Origin of the sequence: Flexivirga oryzae (genome assembly GCF_014190805.1) — a bacterium.
Lineage (GTDB): Bacteria > Actinomycetota > Actinomycetes > Actinomycetales > Dermatophilaceae > Flexivirga > Flexivirga oryzae.
In genome coordinates this window covers 153795-171737 of the sequence record NZ_JACHVQ010000002.1, presented here as the reverse complement: position 1 = coordinate 171737, position 17943 = coordinate 153795, and the positions used below count along the sequence as shown (strand labels likewise).

Genomic DNA, 17943 nt, shown 5'->3' with positions numbered 1-17943 from the left:
AGGAGCGCAGCGCCGAAACATCAGAGCCCGGGTGGGCGTGGTCCTCGCAGTGGCCGCGCCCACCCGCACCTGTGTGTGCGTCAGACGGTCGCCGGGTCGGCGGTGTCGTCCAGCTCCCGGCCGAACGCCTCGGTGAACTCCTCCCGGGCGGCGAGGTCGGCGGAGGCGCGCGCGGCCCGCTCCTGGCGGCGGAACTCGGCGGCGGCGGCGTGCTCGCCCTGTTTGGACAGCACCACCGACAGGTCGTGCATCGCGGCGGCGACGCTGAGTGGCCGGTCGAGCGCCGTGCACTCCTCGATGCTCTCGCGCAGCTCCTGTTCCGCCTCCGCGAGACGGCCGAGTGCCGCGAGAGCGCGGGCCTTGGTACGGCGGGCTCGCGCGGCCAGGAAGAGGTCCTGCGCGTCGGAGGCGCGGCGCCATACGACCTCGGCCTCGTGCAACGCGTCCTCGTCCCGTCCCAGCTGATAGCTCATCTCGGAGCGGGCGTCGAGGGCGTAGGACAGCAGGTGTTGCTCGTCCAGCTCCTGCAGCAGCGTGATCACCTCGGTGAGCAGCACGTTGACCGAGCCGAGGTGGTGCTGGCGCCAGGTGACCCGCGCCAGTTCGATCGTCGCCGTCGCGTAGGCGATCCGGTCGCCGCCGTCGGCGAGCAACTCACGGGTGCGCATCAGTTCGTGTTCGGCTGAGCCGAGTTCGTCGTAGTCGTTGAGCATGACACCGCGCACGGTGCTCGCCCAGCCGGCATACGTCGGGTCGGCGGCGTCGTGCAGCAGTCCTTCGGCGCGTTCCAGCGCGGCCTCCACCAGGGAGCGCCTGCCCAGCGACAGCGCGGCCTGCGCGGTGACGATGTCGGCGGCGGCCGCCGCGTGGTTGGCGCCCAACAGCGTCAACGCTTTTCGCGCACTGCCGGCCGCCCTGAGCGCTTCACGCGACTGGGACCGCAGGTCCTGGCGGTGCCAGGCCTCGGCGAGCTGGAGCAGGGCACGGCCGAGCTGCTGGTCGGTGGAGGCCGAGTCCAGCTGCGTGCGCACCTGCGACGCGACGTCGAGCCACCCGCTGTGCCCGGCGAACGTGTGCTGCGCATTGGCCGCTGCCACGAGCAGCCGCCAGGACAGCTCGGGCGTGGAGTCGAGCACCGCCTCGGCGACGGCTAGCATGGCCCTACCGTCGGCGCGGAAGAAGGCCCTGGTGACCGCGACGTCGGCGGTGGGCAGCGGCGCGGCATCGTCGTCGGGCATCGGCGGTGGCGCGGGCACGAAGCGCCGATGGAAGGAGTCGTGGAAGCTGCAGGCGCGCCGGAGCAGCTCGCGACCCAGATCCTTTGTCGCAGCAGCAGTTTCGGCGTCGTCGATCGGATGGTGGGTGCGGGCGAACTGCGCGACCAGGTCGTGCAGCCGGTAGATCGTGCATTCGTTGTCGCGTTCGACCGGCTCCACCAGGTTGGTCGCGAGCAGCATCTCGACGAGGTCGTCGCCGGCGTCCTCGTCGTGGAGTATGGCGCCCGGCATCCAGCCGCTCACCCCTGTGAGCGGCAGGTGCGCGAGCAGCGCGATCGCATGCTGGTCGTCCTCGGTGAGCCGCTCCCACACCAGCTGGACGCTCTTGCGCAGGCCGTCGAGGGCGTCGCGACCGCCGGAGTTGGAGCACAACCGCTCGGCCATCGGGGCGAAGCGACGATCCGGGCGGTGGGACAGCCGGCCGGCGACCAGCCGGATGGCGAGGGGCAGTCGCCCGGTCGCGTTGAGCAACGCGGTGGCGCCGTCGGGATCCGCGGCGACGCGCTCCTCGCCGATGAGCGCGGCGAGCAGGGTGCGGGCGTCGTCGATCTGCAACGACCGCAACCGGATCGACGTCCAGTCGGCCACCTCCGGGTCCATCCCGCGAGCGGTGACGATCGCAAGGGAGCCGGCGGACGCGGGCAGGACCTGCTCCAACGACTCGGCGACGTCCGGGGTGACGACGGGCAGGTTGTCGATCACGGTGAGGACCCGGCGGGTCTCCAGGATGGACCGGAACAGGCCGGTGCGGGCGGCCGCGTCCTCCGGGATCGCACGGGTACGCACACCGAGCAGCCGCAGGAAGGACCCGAGGATGTTGGCCGTGTCGAGGGTCCCGTTGCTGCCCAGATCGGCATACAAGGTGCCGTCCGGGAAACGCTCCTGCACCTGGCGCGCCGCGCGGATCGCGAGCGCGGTCTTGCCGACCCCGGTCAGCCCGGTGACCGCGACCACGACCGCCTCGTCGGTGGCGCTCGCGGCGGCCAGCCGGATCTGATTGGTCTCGGCGTCGCGTCCGACGAAGTGCGACGGGTCGCGGGGGAGGGTGCGCGGCACCGGGAGCTGGGAGACCCCGGCGGAGCCGGTGGGCGCGGCCGCCGTGTCAGCCGGTGCCGGCTCGGCCTCGGGTGCGGCGGCAGGCGGTGGGGTGGCTGGTGCCGCCGGGCGGGCCGGCGCGGTGACGGGGCCGTTGAGCACCTGCTCGTGCGCTGCCCGCAGCACCTCCGAGGGCTGCACCCCCAACTCGTCGTCCAGCCTGCGGTAGATGTCGCGGTAGACCCGCAGCGCCTCCTCCTGACGGCCGGTCGCCGCGAGCACCCGCATCAGCTGCGCCGCGAACGTCTCATGGAACGGCTGGTCCTGCACGAGAGACGTCAACCGGGTTGCCAAACCACGGAATTCGCCGAGTTGGAGGGCGAGTTCGTTGCACTCCTCCAGCGCCGCGAGCCGCTCACCGGCCAGAGTCTCCTGGGCGAGGTGCACGTCCTCGGTGACGGGGATGTTGAGCAGCGCCGGCCCGTCGAAGAGATCGGTGGCGGTGCTCAGCGCGACCCAGCGGTCCGCACCGGACGCCTCGGCGTCGACCAGGGCCCGCCATTCGGCGTAGTCCGATCCCACACAGTCGGCGAGGCGGTACCCGGTCTTGGTGGTCTCGATCAACGACAGCCCGCCACCCTTGCGGCGCAGGCCGGACACGAGCGCCTGCACGCGGTTGCGCGCGGACGACGGTGGGTCGTCTCCCCAGATCCACGGCACCAGCGAGTCGGTCGTGGCCGAGCCGCCGGGCGGGCACAGGGCGACCCGGGCGAGCAACGACCGCTCCAACTGACTCAGCGGTAACGGTGTGGATCCCTTGAGGAGCTCTACATGACCCAGGGCCCGAAGACGGGCGCAGTCCCCTGGAGTACGCATGCGTTTCACGGTAATGCGCTCGCGGACCGGAAAGGACTTTCCGGGAGCGGCGGATTCTGGGGTCGGTGGGCGTCCCGTGGTGCCGACGGTCGGTGGTTGGGGACGGGTTTGGGGTCGGTGGGCGTCCCGTGGTGCCGACGGTCGGTGGTTGGGGACGGGTTTGGGGTCGGTGGGCGACCCTTGGTGCCGACGGTCGGTGGTTGGGGACGGGAATCGCCGCGTTCAGCGGGGTGCGACGGCGTCCCAGGCCACCGTGAGTTCGCCCAGTCGCCACCGGGCGGGCCGGTCCAGCAGCGGCCAGCCGTCGCCGCGGAGCGTGGCGGCTGCCGTCACGAAACGCTGCCGGGCGCCGTATGACGCGTGCGGTCCCGCCTTCGCCCACGCGTGATCGAGCGCCTGCAGGAACGCGTGGATCCGCTCACTGGGCACGTTGCGGTGGATCAGCGCCTTCGGCAACCGTTCGGCCACGACCGCCGGCGTGGCCAGGTCGCGCAGCCGCAGCGACAGGCTGAGCGACACCGGGCCTGCCGCATCGAGTGCGACCCAGGTCATCACCCGGCCGATCTCGTTGCAGGTGCCGTCGATGATCAGCCCGTCGGTGGTCAGCCGGTCCTGGAGGCGACGCCACGCCCCGGACACCTGCGCCTCGTCATACTGCCGCAGCACGTTGAACGCACGGACCACGGTGACCCGACCGGGCACCGGTACCTCGAACCCGCCACGCACGAAGGACAGCCCGTCACCTGCGACTTCCTGGGCGGCCGCAACCCGGGCGGGGTCGATCTCGATGCCGACCACCCGGGCATCCGGGCGGACGGTGCGGATCCGGTCGCGCAGCTCCACGGCGGTGACCGGTGCCGCACCGTACCCGAGGTCGACCACGGTCGGGGGTTCGACCGGGCGACGCAGCCGCCACCCCTGCGTGGCCACGAGCCACCGGTCGCACCGGCGCAGCCGGTTCGGTGCCGTCGTGCCACGCGTGATCGTTCCCACCGGACGGTCCGCACGCACCGGCACAGCGTAGGGGAGGCCCCGCCCGAGAGCCGCCCACGGAGGGCGTCCGCACGGCCCGGGTGGGACACTGGCCGGGTGACGACTACCCCGTGCCAGCCGTGTCCTGTGCACCGCGTGGCAATGATCAGTGTGCACACCTCGCCGCTGGATCAGCCCGGCACCGGCGATGCCGGCGGACTCAACGTCTACGTCGTCGAGACGGCGAAGCGCCTGGGTCGCATGGGGATCGAGGTCGAGATCTTCACCCGTCGCACCTCCGCGGCGCTCGCCGAGACGGTCCAGTTGGCACCCGGTGTGCTGGTGCGCCACATCGACGCCGGACCCTATGAGGGGCTGGCCAAGAACGACCTGCCCGGTCAGCTGTGCGCCTTCGCCGCCGGCGTGATGCGGCACGTCGCGCACAGCCCGGAAGGGCACTACGACCTGGTGCACTCGCACTACTGGCTGAGCGGCCAGGTCGGCTGGCTGGCGGCCGACCGCTGGGACGTGCCGCTCGTGCACACCATGCACACGATGGCGCGCGTCAAGAACGCCTCGCTCGCCGACGGCGACCGGCCCGAACCGGGCGGGCGGGAGATCGGCGAGGAGCAGGTCGTGCGCGCGGCCAGCCTGCTCGTCGCCAACACACCGCGGGAGGCCCACGAGCTCGTCGAGCTGTATGACGCCGACCCGGCGCTCGTCGAAATCGTCTCTCCAGGCGTCGATCTGGCGAAGTTCACGCCCGGCGACAAGGCGGCCGCCCGCGCTGCAACGTGCCTGCCGGCCGACGCGCAGGTGGTGCTCTTCGTCGGGCGGATCCAGCCGTTGAAGGCACCGGACGTGCTGCTGCGTGCCGTTGCCCGGCTGCTCGAGCGCGAGCCGGAACGGCGCGAGAAGCTGGTGGTGGCCGTGCTCGGCGGCCCGAGCGGCACCGGGCTGGAGCGGCCACGCGGTCTGCAGCAGCTGGCCCGCGAGCTGGGCATCGCCGATGTGGTGCAGTTCGTCCCGCCCGTCGACAGGGAGGAGCTGGTGCAGTGGTACCGCGCCGCGGATCTGCTTGCGGTTCCGTCCTATTCGGAGTCGTTCGGACTGGTCGCCCTGGAGTCGGAAGCCTGCGGCACGCCGGTCGTGGCAGCAAACGTCGGCGGGCTGCCGGATGCCGTTGGCAGCGCGGGCCGGCTCGTCGACGGCCATGAGCCGGATGACTGGGCGACGGCCGTCGCGCGGCTGCTCGACGACCGCACGGGCCGGGAAGAGTTGTCGCACAAGGCGATCGAGCACGCCGCGGCGTTCGGCTGGGACGCAACCTCCAACCAGTTGCTCGACGTCTACCAACACGCGTGCCGCACGAAGGTCGACGGAGTGGTGGCGGAGCTGCACCTGCCGAACTTCGCCGACCTCCCGACCGCACCGATCCCGTAACCCGCGCCCGCGTCGAAGGAGCACTGAGATGGCAGACACCCGACAGGTGGTCGAGGACTACCTGAAGGACGCCGAGGTCGAGTGGGAGCTCGGGGCACGGGACGGCGAATTCGTCGTGACGCTGCCGGGGGAGCGCAAGCTCAAGACCGTCGTGTCACTGCTGGTCGGTGAACACTCGTTGACGGCGACGGCGTTCGTCATACGACACCCCGACGAGAACGAGACCGAGTTCTACCGGTTCCTGCTGCGACGCAACCTGCGCCGTCCCGGCATCGCCTACGCGACCGACGAGCACGGCGACGTCTTCGTGATCAGCCGCACACCGGTGGCGGCCGTCGACACGGCATACCTCGACACGCTGCTGGGGACGGTGCTCGAGGCGTCCGACGAGATCTTCAACGAGCTGCTGGTGATCGGTTTCCGCACCTCGATGCAGAAGGAGTGGGACTGGCGGATCAGCCGGGGCGAGTCGACACGCAACCTGGAGGCGTTCCGCCACCTGCTGGACCACGGCGAGGACGCAGCCGCCGCTGAATAGGATGGCGCCATGACCTACACCCTTGTGTTGCTTCGTCACGGCGAGTCCGAGTGGAACGCCAAGAACCTCTTCACCGGCTGGGTCGATGTCCCGTTGAGCGAGAGCGGGCGGGCCGAGGCGGTGCACGGCGGTGAGTTGCTGGTCGAGGGCGGCCTGCTGCCCGACGTGGTGCACACCTCCCTGTTGCGCCGCGCGATCACGACGGCGGCGATCGCGCTGGACACCGCCGACCGGCACTGGATCCCGGTGCGGCGCAGCTGGCGGCTCAACGAGCGGCACTATGGCGCCCTGCAGGGCAAGGACAAGAAGGCGACGCTGGCGGAGTTCGGCGAGGAGCAGTTCATGACCTGGCGCCGGTCGTTCGACGTGCCGCCGCCGCCGATCGAGGCCGGCAGCGAATACAGCCAGGACGCCGACGTGCGGTATGCCGACCTCGGTGACGAACTGCCCCGCACCGAATGCCTCAAGGACGTCGTGGCGCGGTTCCTGCCCTACTGGGAGCAGGCGATCGTGCCCGACCTGAAGGACGGCCGGACGGTGCTGGTGGCGGCGCACGGCAACTCGCTGCGCGCCCTGGTCAAGCACCTGGACAACATCAGCGACGACGACATCGCCGGCCTGAACATCCCCACCGGCCAGCCGCTGCTCTACCGGCTCGACGACGAACTGCGGCCCACCGTTCCCGGCGGTGAATACCTCGACCCGGTGGCGGCGAAGGCCGCTGCGGAGGCCGTGGCCAACCAGGGCCGCTGACCGAGAGGCCCACTAATCACCCAGGGGCGCACTAATTGCCGAGAGGCTCACTAATTTCCGAGAGGCTCAGTTGATCCCGGCCGAGGTGGCCGATTTTGGCCCGATCAACTGAGCCTCTCGGTCGTTGCTGGGCCTCTCGGTCGTTGCGGGGCCTCTCGGCAAGGGGGAAGCGCCGCGGGACGGGCGGCGCGAGAGAAGCGCCGGGGGGCGGGCGCGGGGGAAAGCGCCGGGGGACGGGGGACGGGCGGCAGGGGGAGGGGCGTGTCAGCGGCGCGACAGGCCCTCCGCGCTGCTGCCGTAGCGGCCGGTGACCAGGTAGACGATCCGTCCGGCGACGGCGACCGCGTGATCGCCGAACCGCTCGTAGTAGCGGCTGATCAACGTGGTGTCGACCGCGGCCTCGGTGCCGTGGTCCCAGCTGTGCCCGAGCAGCTCGGCGAAGATCGCCCGGTGCAGATCGTCCATCTCGTCGTCGATCCGGCCGATCTCCACCGCGCCCTGCACGTCCTTGGCGGCGATCGCCTGCCCGGTCGCCTTGACCAGCCGATCGGCCACCTGCGCCATCCGATCGATCGTGCCGTGCAGCTCCGCAGGCACGGCACCGTCCGGATAACGCCGCCGGGCCGCCTTCGCCACGTGGCGCGCCAGGTCGCCCATCCGTTCGATGTCGCTGGCCATGTGCATCGCGGTGACGACCATCCGCAGGTCGGTGGCGACCGGCTGCTGCCGGGCCAGCAGGTCGACCGCCCGGTCGTCCACCTCGCGGCGCAGGGCGTCGATGTCGTCGTCGGCCGCGATCACGCTCTCGGCCGCGGAGAGATCGGCGTCCAGCAGCGCCCTGGTGGCGCGTTGCATCGCGGCCCCGACCATCGTGGTCATCTCCACGAGGTCGTCCGACACCTTGTCGAGGTCGTCGTGGAAAGCGTCGCGCATGTGCATCCCTTGCTGTCGTGGGTCGGTCCCGGTTGTTCCGGTTGAAGGGTCGCTGCGCCGGGTGAACAACAGGAGACGCACACATTAACGCTCATCGGACAGTCGGCATACAGGACCGCTGAGGTGAAAAACGGGTGTCCGGGGTGCGTACATTGGGCGCCGTGATGGTCGCAGTTGTCGCCGCGGTGATCGCCCTCGTCGTGGGCTTCGTGGCCGGTCTCGTGGTGCGCCGCCACCGACGTCCCGAAGCGCGCGAGACCGTCCCGCAGACCTCTCCGCTGACCCCGGCGGTGATCGACGTGCTCCGGGTGCTGCACTCGACCGTGATCGTCGTCGACGCGTCCGACCAGGTCGTGTGGTCGGCCCCGACCGCCGGCGCGCTGGGGCTGGTCCGCGCGTCGGAGGTGTCGCACCCCGCGATGCTCGACCTGGTGCGCGAAGTGCGCCGCGAAGCCGAGTCCCGGGAGGTCGAGCTCGAGGTCGCGCGGGGCCCGCTCGGTGGTGCCCACCTGGCACTCGGTGTCCGCGTCGCCCCGCTCAGCGACCGCCACGTGCTGCTGCTCATCGAGGACCGCACCCAGGCGCAGCGGGTCGAGGACATCCGCCGCGACTTCGTCGTCAACGTGTCGCACGAGCTGAAGACCCCGGTCAGCGGGCTGACCCTGCTCGCCGAGGCCGTCGACGAGGCCAGGGACGACAGCGAGGCCGTGCACCGCTTCGCCGGCCGCATGCAGGTCGAGACGATCCGGCTGGGTCGCCTCGTGCAGGAGATCGTCCAGCTGTCGCGGCTGCAGGTCGGCGACACCCTGGACGACCCGGTGCTGGTGGACGTCGTCGGCTGTGCACAGGACGCCGTCGAGCACGTGCGACTTCTCGCTGAGGACAAGGGGATTCGGATCCTCACCAGCTTCGCCGCACAGGCCAAGGTGTATGGCGACGAGAATCTCGTCACGACCGCGATCCGCAACCTCGTCGAGAACGCCGTCAACTACTCCGACAACGACACGCAGGTGAGCGTCACGGTGCGCAGCGACGCCGACCTCGTCTCGGTGGTCGTCAAGGACCAGGGCTCCGGCATACCCGCCGGCGAGCTGGACCGGATCTTCGAACGCTTCTACCGGGTCGACGCCGCCCGCTCCCGACGCACCGGAGGCACCGGACTCGGCCTGGCGATCGTCAAGCACGTCTGCGCCAACCACGGCGGCGAGGTCACCGTCTGGTCCGAGGAGGGCCAGGGATCCACGTTCACCATGCGGCTGCCCGCTGCTTCGCCAACCACCCCCGCCATACCTGACACAACACGGAAGGTCACCCCATGACGCGCATCCTCGTCGTCGAGGACGAAGTGTCCATCTCGGACCCGCTCACCTACATGCTCGGCAAGGAGGGGTATGACGTCGCGCTCGCCGAGACCGGCCCCGACGCACTGCTCGAATTCGACCGCACCGGAGCGGATCTGGTGCTGCTCGACCTGATGCTGCCGGGTATGTCCGGCATCGAGGTGTGCCGGGTGCTGCGGCAGAAGTCGAACGTGCCGGTCATCATGCTCACCGCCAAGGACAGCGAGGTCGACAAGGTCGTCGGCCTGGAGATCGGGGCCGACGACTACGTCACCAAACCCTATTCGGCGCGGGAGCTGCTGGCCCGGGTCAAGGCGGTGCTGCGGCGCGGTCAGGAGGCCGAGGAGTTGCTCCCGGCGACGCTCGAGGGCGGGCCGGTCCGGATGGACGTCGAGCGGCACACGGTCGTGGTCGACGGGCAGCCGGCGGCGTTGCCGTTGAAGGAGTTCGAGCTGCTCGAGCTGCTGTTGCGCAACACCGGCCGGGTGCTGACCCGCTCCCAGCTGATCGACCGCATCTGGGGCAGCGACTACGTCGGGGACACCAAGACGCTGGACGTGCACATCAAGCGGCTGCGTGCCAAGATCGAGCCCGATCCGGGCGACCCGCGGTTCATCGTCACCGTGCGCGGTCTGGGCTACAAGTTCGAGACCCCCTGACGCGGACGGCATACAGAGATCGGCCCCTGACAACGCGTGTCAGGGGCCGATCGTGTCGTGCGGGGCGCCGATCAGGCCGGCGGCTCGTGCGTCTCGGTGTCCGGCGGCGGGGTGTATGACGGGTGCGCTTCGCTCGCCGTCCCGTAGGGGTACTGGTCGAGCAGGACCGGCACCTGGACGTCGGTCGTGCCGTTGGCCGGGGTGCTGAAGCTGATGTTCTGGTAGCCACCCGGTGCGGCGGCGACCGAGGCCACCGTCACGGGTGAGACGGTCGCGGTGTCGTCACCGGACCGCTTGCCGTCCAGCCGGACCGCGGTCGCCGGCGGGATCGTCAGCTTGGTCGAGGCCGAGCCCGCCTTGATGGTGAGCTTGACCGACGACTGGCCGTTGTTGACCGCGAGGCCCTCCAGCTGGCCCTGCTGTCCCTTCGCGCTGGTGACGACCAGCAGGTTCTGCAGCTGCACGTCGCCGAGCGTCTGGTTGGTGCCGTCGGCGGCGTCGTAGCTCTTGGTCGTCTGCGCCGGCGAGAGGTACATGCAACCGCTCAGCGTCGTCGCGGTCGCTGCCAGGGCCAGTGCGCCAATGGCGGGCCGGGACACCGGATTGAGTCGGGAAGACAGTCGTCGCGTCACACGCGCAGCCTATCGGTCCCGCTGCGCAGCTTTCGACCGGGCAGGACCGGGAGTCTCGAGCGGTATGTCGCCCGCCCGGTCTCCGACAATCAGATCTCGCGCGCGCGGAGCATGCCGAACGCCGCTTGTCAAGACTCCCTTGGACGCCTGTGCAAGGCGCTGACCTGCGGAAACGTTTATGTGACCTGCACAACTCGTGATATTCTGAATGTCGCGAAAGGGGAAAACAACACATGGTTTTCAAGGTCGGCGAGACGGTCGTTTACCCGCATCACGGAGCGGCCCTCATCGAAGAGATCAAGGTCCGCAAGATCAAGGGAGAGGACAAGCAGTACCTGGTTCTCAAGGTCGCCCAGGGCGATCTGAAGATCGAGGTTCCGGCCGAGAACTGCGACCTGGTCGGGGTGCGTGACGTCGTCAGCAAGGAGGGCCTCGACCACGTCTTCGAGGTGCTGCGCGCGGACCACACCGAGGAGCCGACCAACTGGTCGCGTCGCTACAAGGCCAACCTGGAGAAGCTCGCGTCCGGTGACGTCATCAAGGTCGCCGAGGTCGTCCGCGACCTGTGGCGTCGTGACCAGGATCGCGGTCTTTCCGCAGGTGAGAAGCGCATGCTCGCCAAGGCACGGCAGATCCTGGTGTCCGAGCTGGCGCTCGCCGAGCACACCAACGAGGACAAGGCGGAGGCCACCCTCGACGAGGTGCTCGCCTCCTGAACCACACATCCGCTGACAACGCCCACGGCTCTTCTGCCGTGGGCGTTGTCGTCGTGGCCGCCGGGATGGGGGTGCGGCTGGGCGCCGGTATGCCGAAGGCGCTCGTCCGCATCGGCGGCCGCACGCTGGTCGAGCACGCCGTCGCCCGTGCCGGAGTGAGCGCCGCCCTGAGCAGGCCGGAGCCTGCGGAGGCTGTATCGAGGGGTAGGCCGGAGCCTGCGGAGGCGGGTTCTTGCGGGTTGAGTAGGCCGGAGCCTGCGGAGGCCGTATCGAAACCCGGCGCCGGCCCCGCCATCGTCGTGGTCGCACCCGCCACCCACCTGACGGAGTTCCAGGACCTGCTACCCGGCGTCACGGTGGTCCCCGGTGGGGCCGAACGCACCGACTCGGTCGCCGCCGGCCTGGCCGCACTACCGCCCGCAGTCGACATCGTGCTGGTCCACGACGCGGCCCGCGCGTTGGCGCCGCCGTCACTCTTCGACGCGGTGGCCGACGCGGTCGCCGCCGGTGCCGACGGTGTCGTGCCCGGGCTGCCGGTCAGCGACACGATCAAGCAGGTCGGCGTCGACGGCCGGGTCGTCGCCACCCCGGATCGGTGGACGCTGCGTGCGGTCCAGACGCCACAGGGTTTCCGCCGCGCCGCGCTGGTGGCCGCGCACGCCCGAGGGGGTGCGGCGACCGACGACGCGATGCTGATCGAGCGCTCCGGCGGCACGGTGCAGGTCATCGACGGCGATCCGCTGGCGCTGAAGATCACCCTGCCCCCGGACATCGCAGCGGCCGAGCGTCTCCTGGCCGCATCTGCGGGTCGAGTGCCGGAGGAGCGAAGCGGTGGAGGTGTATCGAGACCGAACGCTACGCCAACCCTGATCATCCTTGGTGGCCTGCCGGGCGCCGGCAAGACCACCCTCGCGCGGGCCCTCGCCCGGCGGATCCCGGTGGTGCACATACGTGTCGACACCATCGAAGCCACCCTGGTGCACACCGGCTTCGCGAAGCGCATCAGCGGCCCCGAGGGGTATGCCGTGGCCTTCCGCGTGGCCGGCGATCAGCTCGCGCTGGGCCTGTCCGTGGTCGCCGACACGGTCAACCCGGTGCCCGAGACACGACAGTGGTGGCGCGACGTCGCCGCCCGGCACGGCGCCCGCGTGCTGGAGGTCGAGTTGGAGTGCTCGGACGCTGCGCTGCACGAATCCCGTGTCAGCGAACGGGTTTCCGACATACCCGGCCTGACGGTGCCGACCTGGCAGCAGGTGCTCGACCGCGAATATCACCTGTGGGGCCCGGATCTGCGGCTCGACAGCGCCTCCGCCACCCCTGAGCAACTGGCCGAGACCGTGATCGACCGGATGAGGAGCGACTCATGAACCTTCCGCGCACCGGCATCGGCGTCGACGTGCACGCCTACGCGACCGACGACCGCCCGCTCTGGCTGGCGGGTCTGCAGTGGCCGGGGGAGCGCGGCGTCGAAGGGCACAGCGACGGCGACGTCGCGGCGCACGCCATGTGTGACGCGCTCTTTTCCGCGGCGGGCCTCGGCGACCTCGGCGCGCACTTCGGCGTCGACCGTCCCGAGATCGCCGGCGCATCGGGTGCCCGCTTGCTGGGCGAGGCTCGAAAGATCCTGTCCGACAACGGTTTCACCATCGGCAACGTCGCTGTGCAGGTCATCGCGGGCAGGCCCAAGATCGGCAAGCGCCGCGACGAGGCGCAGGCGACGCTGTCCGAAGCGCTGGGTGGTGCGCCGGTCTCGGTCGCCGGCACCACGACCGAAGGCCTCGGCCTCACCGGCCGGGGGGAAGGCGTCGCGGCCATTGCGACCGCGCTCGTCATACAGATCGAATGATCAACCGTTGAGCGACGGCATCGTGCCGTGGTGGATGCTACGGATGACGTGCGGGGTGCCGGCCCGGAAACGGTCCGCGCTCGACTCGTAGATCAGGTGCAGGTGGCCGTTGGCGTAGGCGAGGCCCTCGGAACGCGGTGGGCAGGTGATCCAGTTACCGATGCTCGCGGCGCCGTTGTAGTGCACGTGCCGCGGCCAGACGACCAGCCTGCTGTCCTTGGTGCCCCACGATGTCGACCACACGATCCGGTTGCCCACGACCGCGACGCCCTGGACGCGCGGCGGAGTCGTCAGCGCCTCGCGGCGGGTGAGCCCGCCGCCGCTCGACACCGAGTAGCGGTACATGGTGGAGCGCTGCGACTGGGTGCTGGTGCCGACCCAGACGTTCTCGCCCTGCCCGAACGCGTAGGACGCCTTGCTCTTGATGTCGGCCTCGTGATCGGCGTGGATCAGCGTCCCACTCGGCGCGCCGAGCCGGGAGATCGGATAGCGGATGAGCCGGCCGTCCATCGACACCCAGAAGAAGTGGTTCGTGGTGGCGAGTCCACCGACGTGGCGCTGGGTGTTGAGGATCAGCGTCTTGATCGGCTTCAGGCTGGCCCGGTGCACGATGACGATCCGGCTCTTGGCGCGCTTTGTCCAGTCCCCGCCCTCGTACCGCGCGTCGTAGTAGCTGATGATCAGCCGGTCGCGTCCCCAGTTGGTCAATCCCTGTGGCGCCCAGGGTGTGTCGTGCATCGGATACCCGCGCGGGCCGACCTTGAAATAGCGGTAGTACTCGTTGTACTTCGCCGGGTGCGCGAAGGCGGGCGCGGCGGACAGCGTCGTCTCGGCGGCCAGCGCGGCAGCGCCGAGGCCACCGCCGAGCAGGGCGCGTCTGGTCAGGTCGGTCATGGCTCTCCATTCCGCCGCAGTGCTGCGGCACGATGTCTTCTGTCGACGAGCTCCGGACGGCCGCGGTTCCGCGTCCAAGTGGTCGATAGGCTGGAGATTGGCAGCAACGAGAGGAATCCCGGTGAGCGACATACGCATCGACAAGGTGGTGACGTCCGGCACGTTCAGCCTGGACGGCGGGACGTGGGAGGTCGACAACAACGTCTGGATCGTCGGCGACGACGACGAATGCGTCGTCATCGACGCGGCACACGACGCGACAGCCATCCACCAGGCCGTCGGTGGGCGCACGCTCACCCACATCCTGTGCACGCACGGACACGACGACCACATCGACGCCGTGGGCGACCTGATCGAGCTCAACCCGAAGGCCCAGGTGCTGATCCACGACGGTGACCGGATGCTGTGGGACCGCGAGATCAGTGAGCCGCCGGACGGCGAACTCGTCGACGGTCAAGTCATCGAGGTGGGCGGCGCGCAGCTGAAAGTCCTGCACACGCCGGGACATTCGCCGGGTGCCTGCTGCTTCCTGCTCGAGGCGCAGGGCGTGCTGTTCAGCGGCGACACGCTGTTCAACGGCGGACCGGGCGCGACCGGGCGGTCGTTCAGCGACTTCGGCACCATCATCGAGTCCATCCGCGAGAAGCTGCTCACGCTGCCGCCGGAGACCGTCGTACACACCGGCCACGGCGACGACACGTCCGTCGGCGCGGAGGCGCCGCACCTGCAGGAGTGGATCGACCGCGGCCACTGACCGGGCGCGGTTTCGATACGAGCCTTCCCCCGCTGCGCTCCTCCGGCTCTACTCAACCCGCGCGTGTCTGGATGACCGGTCAGCCCGCGCGTGTCTGGATCGACCGGGGGCGCTGACCGGGCGCGTGGTTCGGGGAGCGGCTCGCGGCAGATAAACTCGCCTGCGTGACTTTGCAGATATTCGACACCGCGACCGGGACGCAACGGCCCTTCGAGCCGTTGCGCGAGGGACATGTCGGCATCTACATCTGTGGGCTCACCACGCAGGGCGCGCCGCACATCGGGCACGTCCGCTTCGCCGTCGCCTTTGACATCCTGCGTCGCTGGCTCACCACCGGGCACGGGTATGACGTGACGCTGGTGCGCAACGTCACGGACATCGACGACAAGATCCTGGCCAAGTCCGCCGAGCACGACGTGCCGTGGAACGAGTGGTCCTACGACTTCGAGCGCGAGACCAACGACGCGCTCGACAGGCTCGGGGTGCTGCGGCCCAGCTACGAGCCGCGCGCGACCGGGCACGTCACCGACATGGTCGAGCTGATGCAGTTGCTCATCGACAAGGGCCACGCGTACCCGGCCGAGGACGGCTCCGGCGACGTCTACTTCGACGTCCGGTCGTGGCCCGAGTACGGCCAGCTGACCCGGCAGAAGATCGACGACATGGAGTCGGCGGCCGACGCCGACCCGCGCGGCAAGCGCGACCCGCGCGACTTCGCGCTCTGGAAGGGCGCCAAGGCGGGCGAGCCCGGCACCGCGTCCTGGCCGACGCCGTGGGGGCACGGTCGGCCAGGGTGGCACCTGGAGTGCTCCGCGATGGCCCGCCGCTGGCTGGGCGACACCTTCGACATCCACGGCGGCGGCATCGATCTGCGCTTCCCGCACCATGAGAACGAGCAGGCCCAATCCCGTGGCGCCGGACTCGGGTTCGCGCGTTACTGGATGCACAACAACTGGGTCACCATCGCCGGCGACAAGATGAGCAAGTCGCTCGGCAACAGCCTCGCGGTGCTCGAGTTGACCAAGACGGTCCGGCCGCTGGTGCTGCGCTACTACCTGAGCGCAGTGCACTACCGGTCGACGATCGAATACCAGCGCGGTTCGCTCGACGAGGCGGCCGCCGCGGTCGAGCGCATCGAGGGCTTCCTCGGCCGGGCCCTGCCGGACGGGGTCGCGGCCGACGGCGCCATACCGACGGAGTTCGCGGAGGCGATGGACGACGACCTCAACGTGTCCGGTGCACTCGCCGTGGTCTTCGACCACATCCGGGAGGGCAACATCGCACTCGACGAGGGCGACCCGGACCGGGCCGCGGAAGTCGCGGCGCAGGTGGTCGCCATGACCGAGGTTCTCGGCGTGAACCCGCTTGCCCCACAATGGAGTTCGGGTGGGGACAGTGCGACGGCGGACGCCCTGGAAGCACTGGTCGAGACGTTGATCGAGGCCCGAGCGCACGCCCGCAAGGAGCGTGACTTCGCCACCGCCGACCGGATCCGTGACCAGCTCACCGCCGCCGGCATCGCAGTGGAGGACTCGCCGGACGGTGCGCGGTGGACGGTGACGGGCAAGCCACAAGACGAACCGGAGGACTGAGCGTGCCTGGCAATTCAAGCCGCCGTGGGGCGATCCGCAAGGGCAACTCCAAGAAGGGCGCGACCGTCGGCACCGGCGGTCACCGGCGCCGTTCGCTGGAGGGCAAGGGCCCGACACCGAAGGCGAGCGATCGCCCGAATCACAAGGCCTACAAGGCAGCTCGCAAGACGGACGCAGGGCAGAAGTCGGCCCCGCGCCGGCCGTCCAAGAACGCCAAGCCGTCCGGTGAGCTGATCGTCGGCCGCAACTCGGTGCTCGAGGCGCTGCGCGTCGGCATACCCGCGACCGCGCTGTACGTCGCCGGCCGCATCGATGCGGACGAACGCGTCAAGGAGTCGCTGAAACTCGCTGCCGACCGGGTCATCCCGATCATGGAGGCGCAACGTCCCGAGCTCGACCGGCTCGCCGACGGGACACCCCACCAGGGGCTGGCGCTGCAGGTGCCGCCGTACGAGTACGCGCACCCGGACGACCTGCTCAACCCCGAGGCACCCGGCACGCAGCTGGTCGTGGCGCTGGACGGCATCACCGACCCGCGCAACCTCGGCGCGATCCTGCGCTCGGTCGCCGCGTTCGGCGGGCACGGCGTCATCGTCCCCGAACGCCGTTCGGCAGGTATGACGGCCGCGGCGTGGAAGACCTCCGCCGGAGCCGCGGCCCGGGTGCCGGTGGCCCTGGCCGGCAACCTGACGCGCACGCTCACCGACTTCCGCAAGGCCGGCTTCTTCGTCATCGGCCTCGACATGGACGGCGACGTCGAGCTGCCCGGTCTGCAGCTGGCGACCGAACCACTGGTGATCGTCGTCGGTTCCGAGGGCAAGGGACTGTCGCGTCTGGTGCGCGAGACCTGCGACCAGATCGTGTCGGTGCCGATGAGTTCGTCGGTCGAGTCGCTCAACGCCGGCGTCGCCGCGTCGGTGACGCTCTACGAGGTCACTCGGCTGCGCAGCGAGCAGTGACACGCCGCCCGCAGGGCGGAGCCTTCTTCGGAACAACCGCGGTCTGCGGTTAGGGTTTCGGGCAACCGCGACGATCGAGGGCAGGACATGAGCAACTTCAACGGCAGCTACCCCGGCAACGAGGACGCCCCGCAGGGTGACGGCGCGTCCTCGGGGAGTGACTACTCGGGACCGTCGTACGGGCAGCCGCCGCAGCAGGGCCAGCCGCAGTCGCCGTATGGCCAGCAGGCACCCCAGGGGCAGCAGGCGCCATACGAGCAACCGCAACAGCCCTATGGCCAGCCGCAACAGCCCTACGGGCAACCGCAATACGGCCAATCGCCGTACGGGCAGCCGCAGTACGCCAAGGGCAACGAGCCGATGTTCTACCTGCTCACCATGGGGCAGGAACAGGGGCCGGTGCCGTACTCGCAGCTGGCGCAGATGGCGGCTGCGGGCGCACTCAAGGGCGAATCACCGATCCGGGACGCAGCGTCGGGCGCGGTCTTCCCGGCCAAGCAGGTGCCGGGGATCTTCTCCGACAAGGACTGGCTGACCGCGGTGCTGCTGTCGTTCTTCCTCGGTTACCTCGGTGTCGACCGGTTCTACCTCGGCCAGATCGGCCTCGGCGTGGTGAAGTTGATCACGCTCGGCGCGTGCGGGGTCTGGTCGTTGATCGACTTCATCCTGTTGTTGCTGCGCAAGATCAACGACTCGGAGGGAAGGCCGCTGGCGTAGCCGGCGG

General features: G+C 70.0%; 17 protein-coding genes. 12 read left to right on the top strand and 5 right to left on the bottom strand.

Annotated elements, in window-relative coordinates; all coding sequences use genetic code 11:
• Positions 1–80: 80 nt before the first annotated feature.
• Both FHU39_RS13805 and FHU39_RS13800 read right to left on the bottom strand, forming a co-directional pair.
• Positions 81–3188, bottom strand: a complete 3108-nt coding sequence (locus FHU39_RS13805) for an AfsR/SARP family transcriptional regulator (RefSeq protein WP_183321192.1) — start codon at positions 3186–3188, stop codon at positions 81–83.
• Between the two features lie 222 nt (positions 3189–3410).
• Positions 3411–4205 (bottom strand): class I SAM-dependent methyltransferase, encoded by a 795-nt coding sequence (locus FHU39_RS13800; protein ID WP_183321191.1) that lies wholly within the window; start codon positions 4203–4205, stop codon positions 3411–3413.
• Between the two features lie 117 nt (positions 4206–4322).
• Between FHU39_RS13800 and mshA the strand changes: the two genes are divergently transcribed.
• The 3 genes from mshA to FHU39_RS13785 are packed head-to-tail and all read left to right on the top strand — an operon-like array spanning position 4323 to position 6894.
• A complete protein-coding gene (gene mshA / locus FHU39_RS13795) occupies positions 4323–5603 on the top strand; it encodes a D-inositol-3-phosphate glycosyltransferase (RefSeq protein ID WP_183321741.1) in 1281 nt (426 codons plus the stop codon).
• Between the two features lie 28 nt (positions 5604–5631).
• A complete protein-coding gene (locus FHU39_RS13790; protein ID WP_183321190.1) occupies positions 5632–6141 on the top strand; it encodes a YbjN domain-containing protein in 510 nt (169 codons plus the stop codon).
• Between the two features lie 9 nt (positions 6142–6150).
• On the top strand, positions 6151–6894 hold the full coding sequence (locus FHU39_RS13785) for a phosphoglyceromutase (protein WP_183321189.1): 744 nt from the start codon (positions 6151–6153) through the stop codon (positions 6892–6894).
• A gap of 264 nt (positions 6895–7158) precedes the next feature.
• On the opposite strand, the gene phoU is transcribed toward FHU39_RS13785, so the two are convergent.
• The gene (gene phoU, locus FHU39_RS13780) at positions 7159–7827 is read right to left on the bottom strand and encodes a phosphate signaling complex protein PhoU (protein ID WP_183321188.1); all 669 of its coding nucleotides are present in this window, start codon (positions 7825–7827) and stop codon (positions 7159–7161) included.
• Positions 7828–7991: 164 nt separating this feature from the next.
• Between phoU and FHU39_RS13775 the strand changes: the two genes are divergently transcribed.
• Together FHU39_RS13775 and FHU39_RS13770 are read left to right on the top strand one after the other, a co-directional pair.
• Positions 7992–9146 carry a sensor histidine kinase gene (locus FHU39_RS13775; protein ID WP_183321740.1) on the top strand — a complete coding sequence of 385 codons (1155 nt, stop codon included), beginning with the start codon at positions 7992–7994 and terminating at the stop codon, positions 9144–9146.
• Positions 9143–9826, top strand: coding sequence for a response regulator transcription factor (locus FHU39_RS13770; protein WP_183321187.1), 684 nt, complete (start codon positions 9143–9145; stop codon positions 9824–9826). The genes FHU39_RS13775 and FHU39_RS13770 overlap by 4 nt, the downstream gene beginning before the upstream one ends.
• Positions 9827–9897: 71 nt before the next feature.
• Here the strand turns inward: FHU39_RS13770 and FHU39_RS13765 are convergent, their stop codons facing one another.
• Positions 9898–10458, bottom strand: coding sequence for a hypothetical protein (locus FHU39_RS13765; protein WP_183321186.1), 561 nt, complete (start codon positions 10456–10458; stop codon positions 9898–9900).
• 233 nt (positions 10459–10691) lie between these two features.
• Between FHU39_RS13765 and FHU39_RS13760 the strand changes: the two genes are divergently transcribed.
• The 3 genes from FHU39_RS13760 to ispF are packed head-to-tail and all read left to right on the top strand — an operon-like array spanning position 10692 to position 13020.
• Positions 10692–11174 (top strand): CarD family transcriptional regulator, encoded by a 483-nt coding sequence (locus FHU39_RS13760; RefSeq protein WP_183321185.1) that lies wholly within the window; start codon positions 10692–10694, stop codon positions 11172–11174.
• Positions 11175–11212: 38 nt separating this feature from the next.
• Positions 11213–12541, top strand: coding sequence for a 2-C-methyl-D-erythritol 4-phosphate cytidylyltransferase (locus FHU39_RS13755; protein WP_183321184.1), 1329 nt, complete (start codon positions 11213–11215; stop codon positions 12539–12541).
• Positions 12538–13020 carry a 2-C-methyl-D-erythritol 2,4-cyclodiphosphate synthase gene (gene ispF / locus FHU39_RS13750; RefSeq protein ID WP_183321183.1) on the top strand — a complete coding sequence of 161 codons (483 nt, stop codon included), beginning with the start codon at positions 12538–12540 and terminating at the stop codon, positions 13018–13020. The genes FHU39_RS13755 and ispF overlap by 4 nt, the downstream gene beginning before the upstream one ends.
• Here ispF and FHU39_RS13745 read toward each other — a convergent pair whose 3' ends face one another.
• Complete coding sequence (locus FHU39_RS13745) at positions 13021–13914, bottom strand: hypothetical protein (RefSeq protein WP_183321182.1); 894 nt, start codon at positions 13912–13914, stop codon at positions 13021–13023. It lies immediately after the preceding gene.
• Positions 13915–14029: 115 nt separating this feature from the next.
• Here FHU39_RS13745 and FHU39_RS13740 point away from each other — a divergent pair, with 115 nt between their 5' ends.
• The 4 genes from FHU39_RS13740 to FHU39_RS24280 all read left to right on the top strand — a co-directional run bounded on the left by FHU39_RS13740 (position 14030) and on the right by FHU39_RS24280 (position 17936).
• Positions 14030–14668, top strand: a complete 639-nt coding sequence (locus FHU39_RS13740; RefSeq protein ID WP_343065950.1) for an MBL fold metallo-hydrolase — start codon at positions 14030–14032, stop codon at positions 14666–14668.
• A 164-nt stretch (positions 14669–14832) separates the two neighbouring features.
• On the top strand, positions 14833–16260 hold the full coding sequence (gene cysS, locus FHU39_RS13735) for a cysteine--tRNA ligase (protein ID WP_183321180.1): 1428 nt from the start codon (positions 14833–14835) through the stop codon (positions 16258–16260).
• A gap of 2 nt (positions 16261–16262) precedes the next feature.
• Positions 16263–17219, top strand: a complete 957-nt coding sequence (gene rlmB, locus FHU39_RS13730; protein ID WP_183321179.1) for a 23S rRNA (guanosine(2251)-2'-O)-methyltransferase RlmB — start codon at positions 16263–16265, stop codon at positions 17217–17219.
• An 87-nt stretch (positions 17220–17306) separates the two neighbouring features.
• Positions 17307–17936 carry a TM2 domain-containing protein gene (locus FHU39_RS24280; protein ID WP_246336570.1) on the top strand — a complete coding sequence of 210 codons (630 nt, stop codon included), beginning with the start codon at positions 17307–17309 and terminating at the stop codon, positions 17934–17936.
• Positions 17937–17943 lie beyond the last annotated feature (7 nt).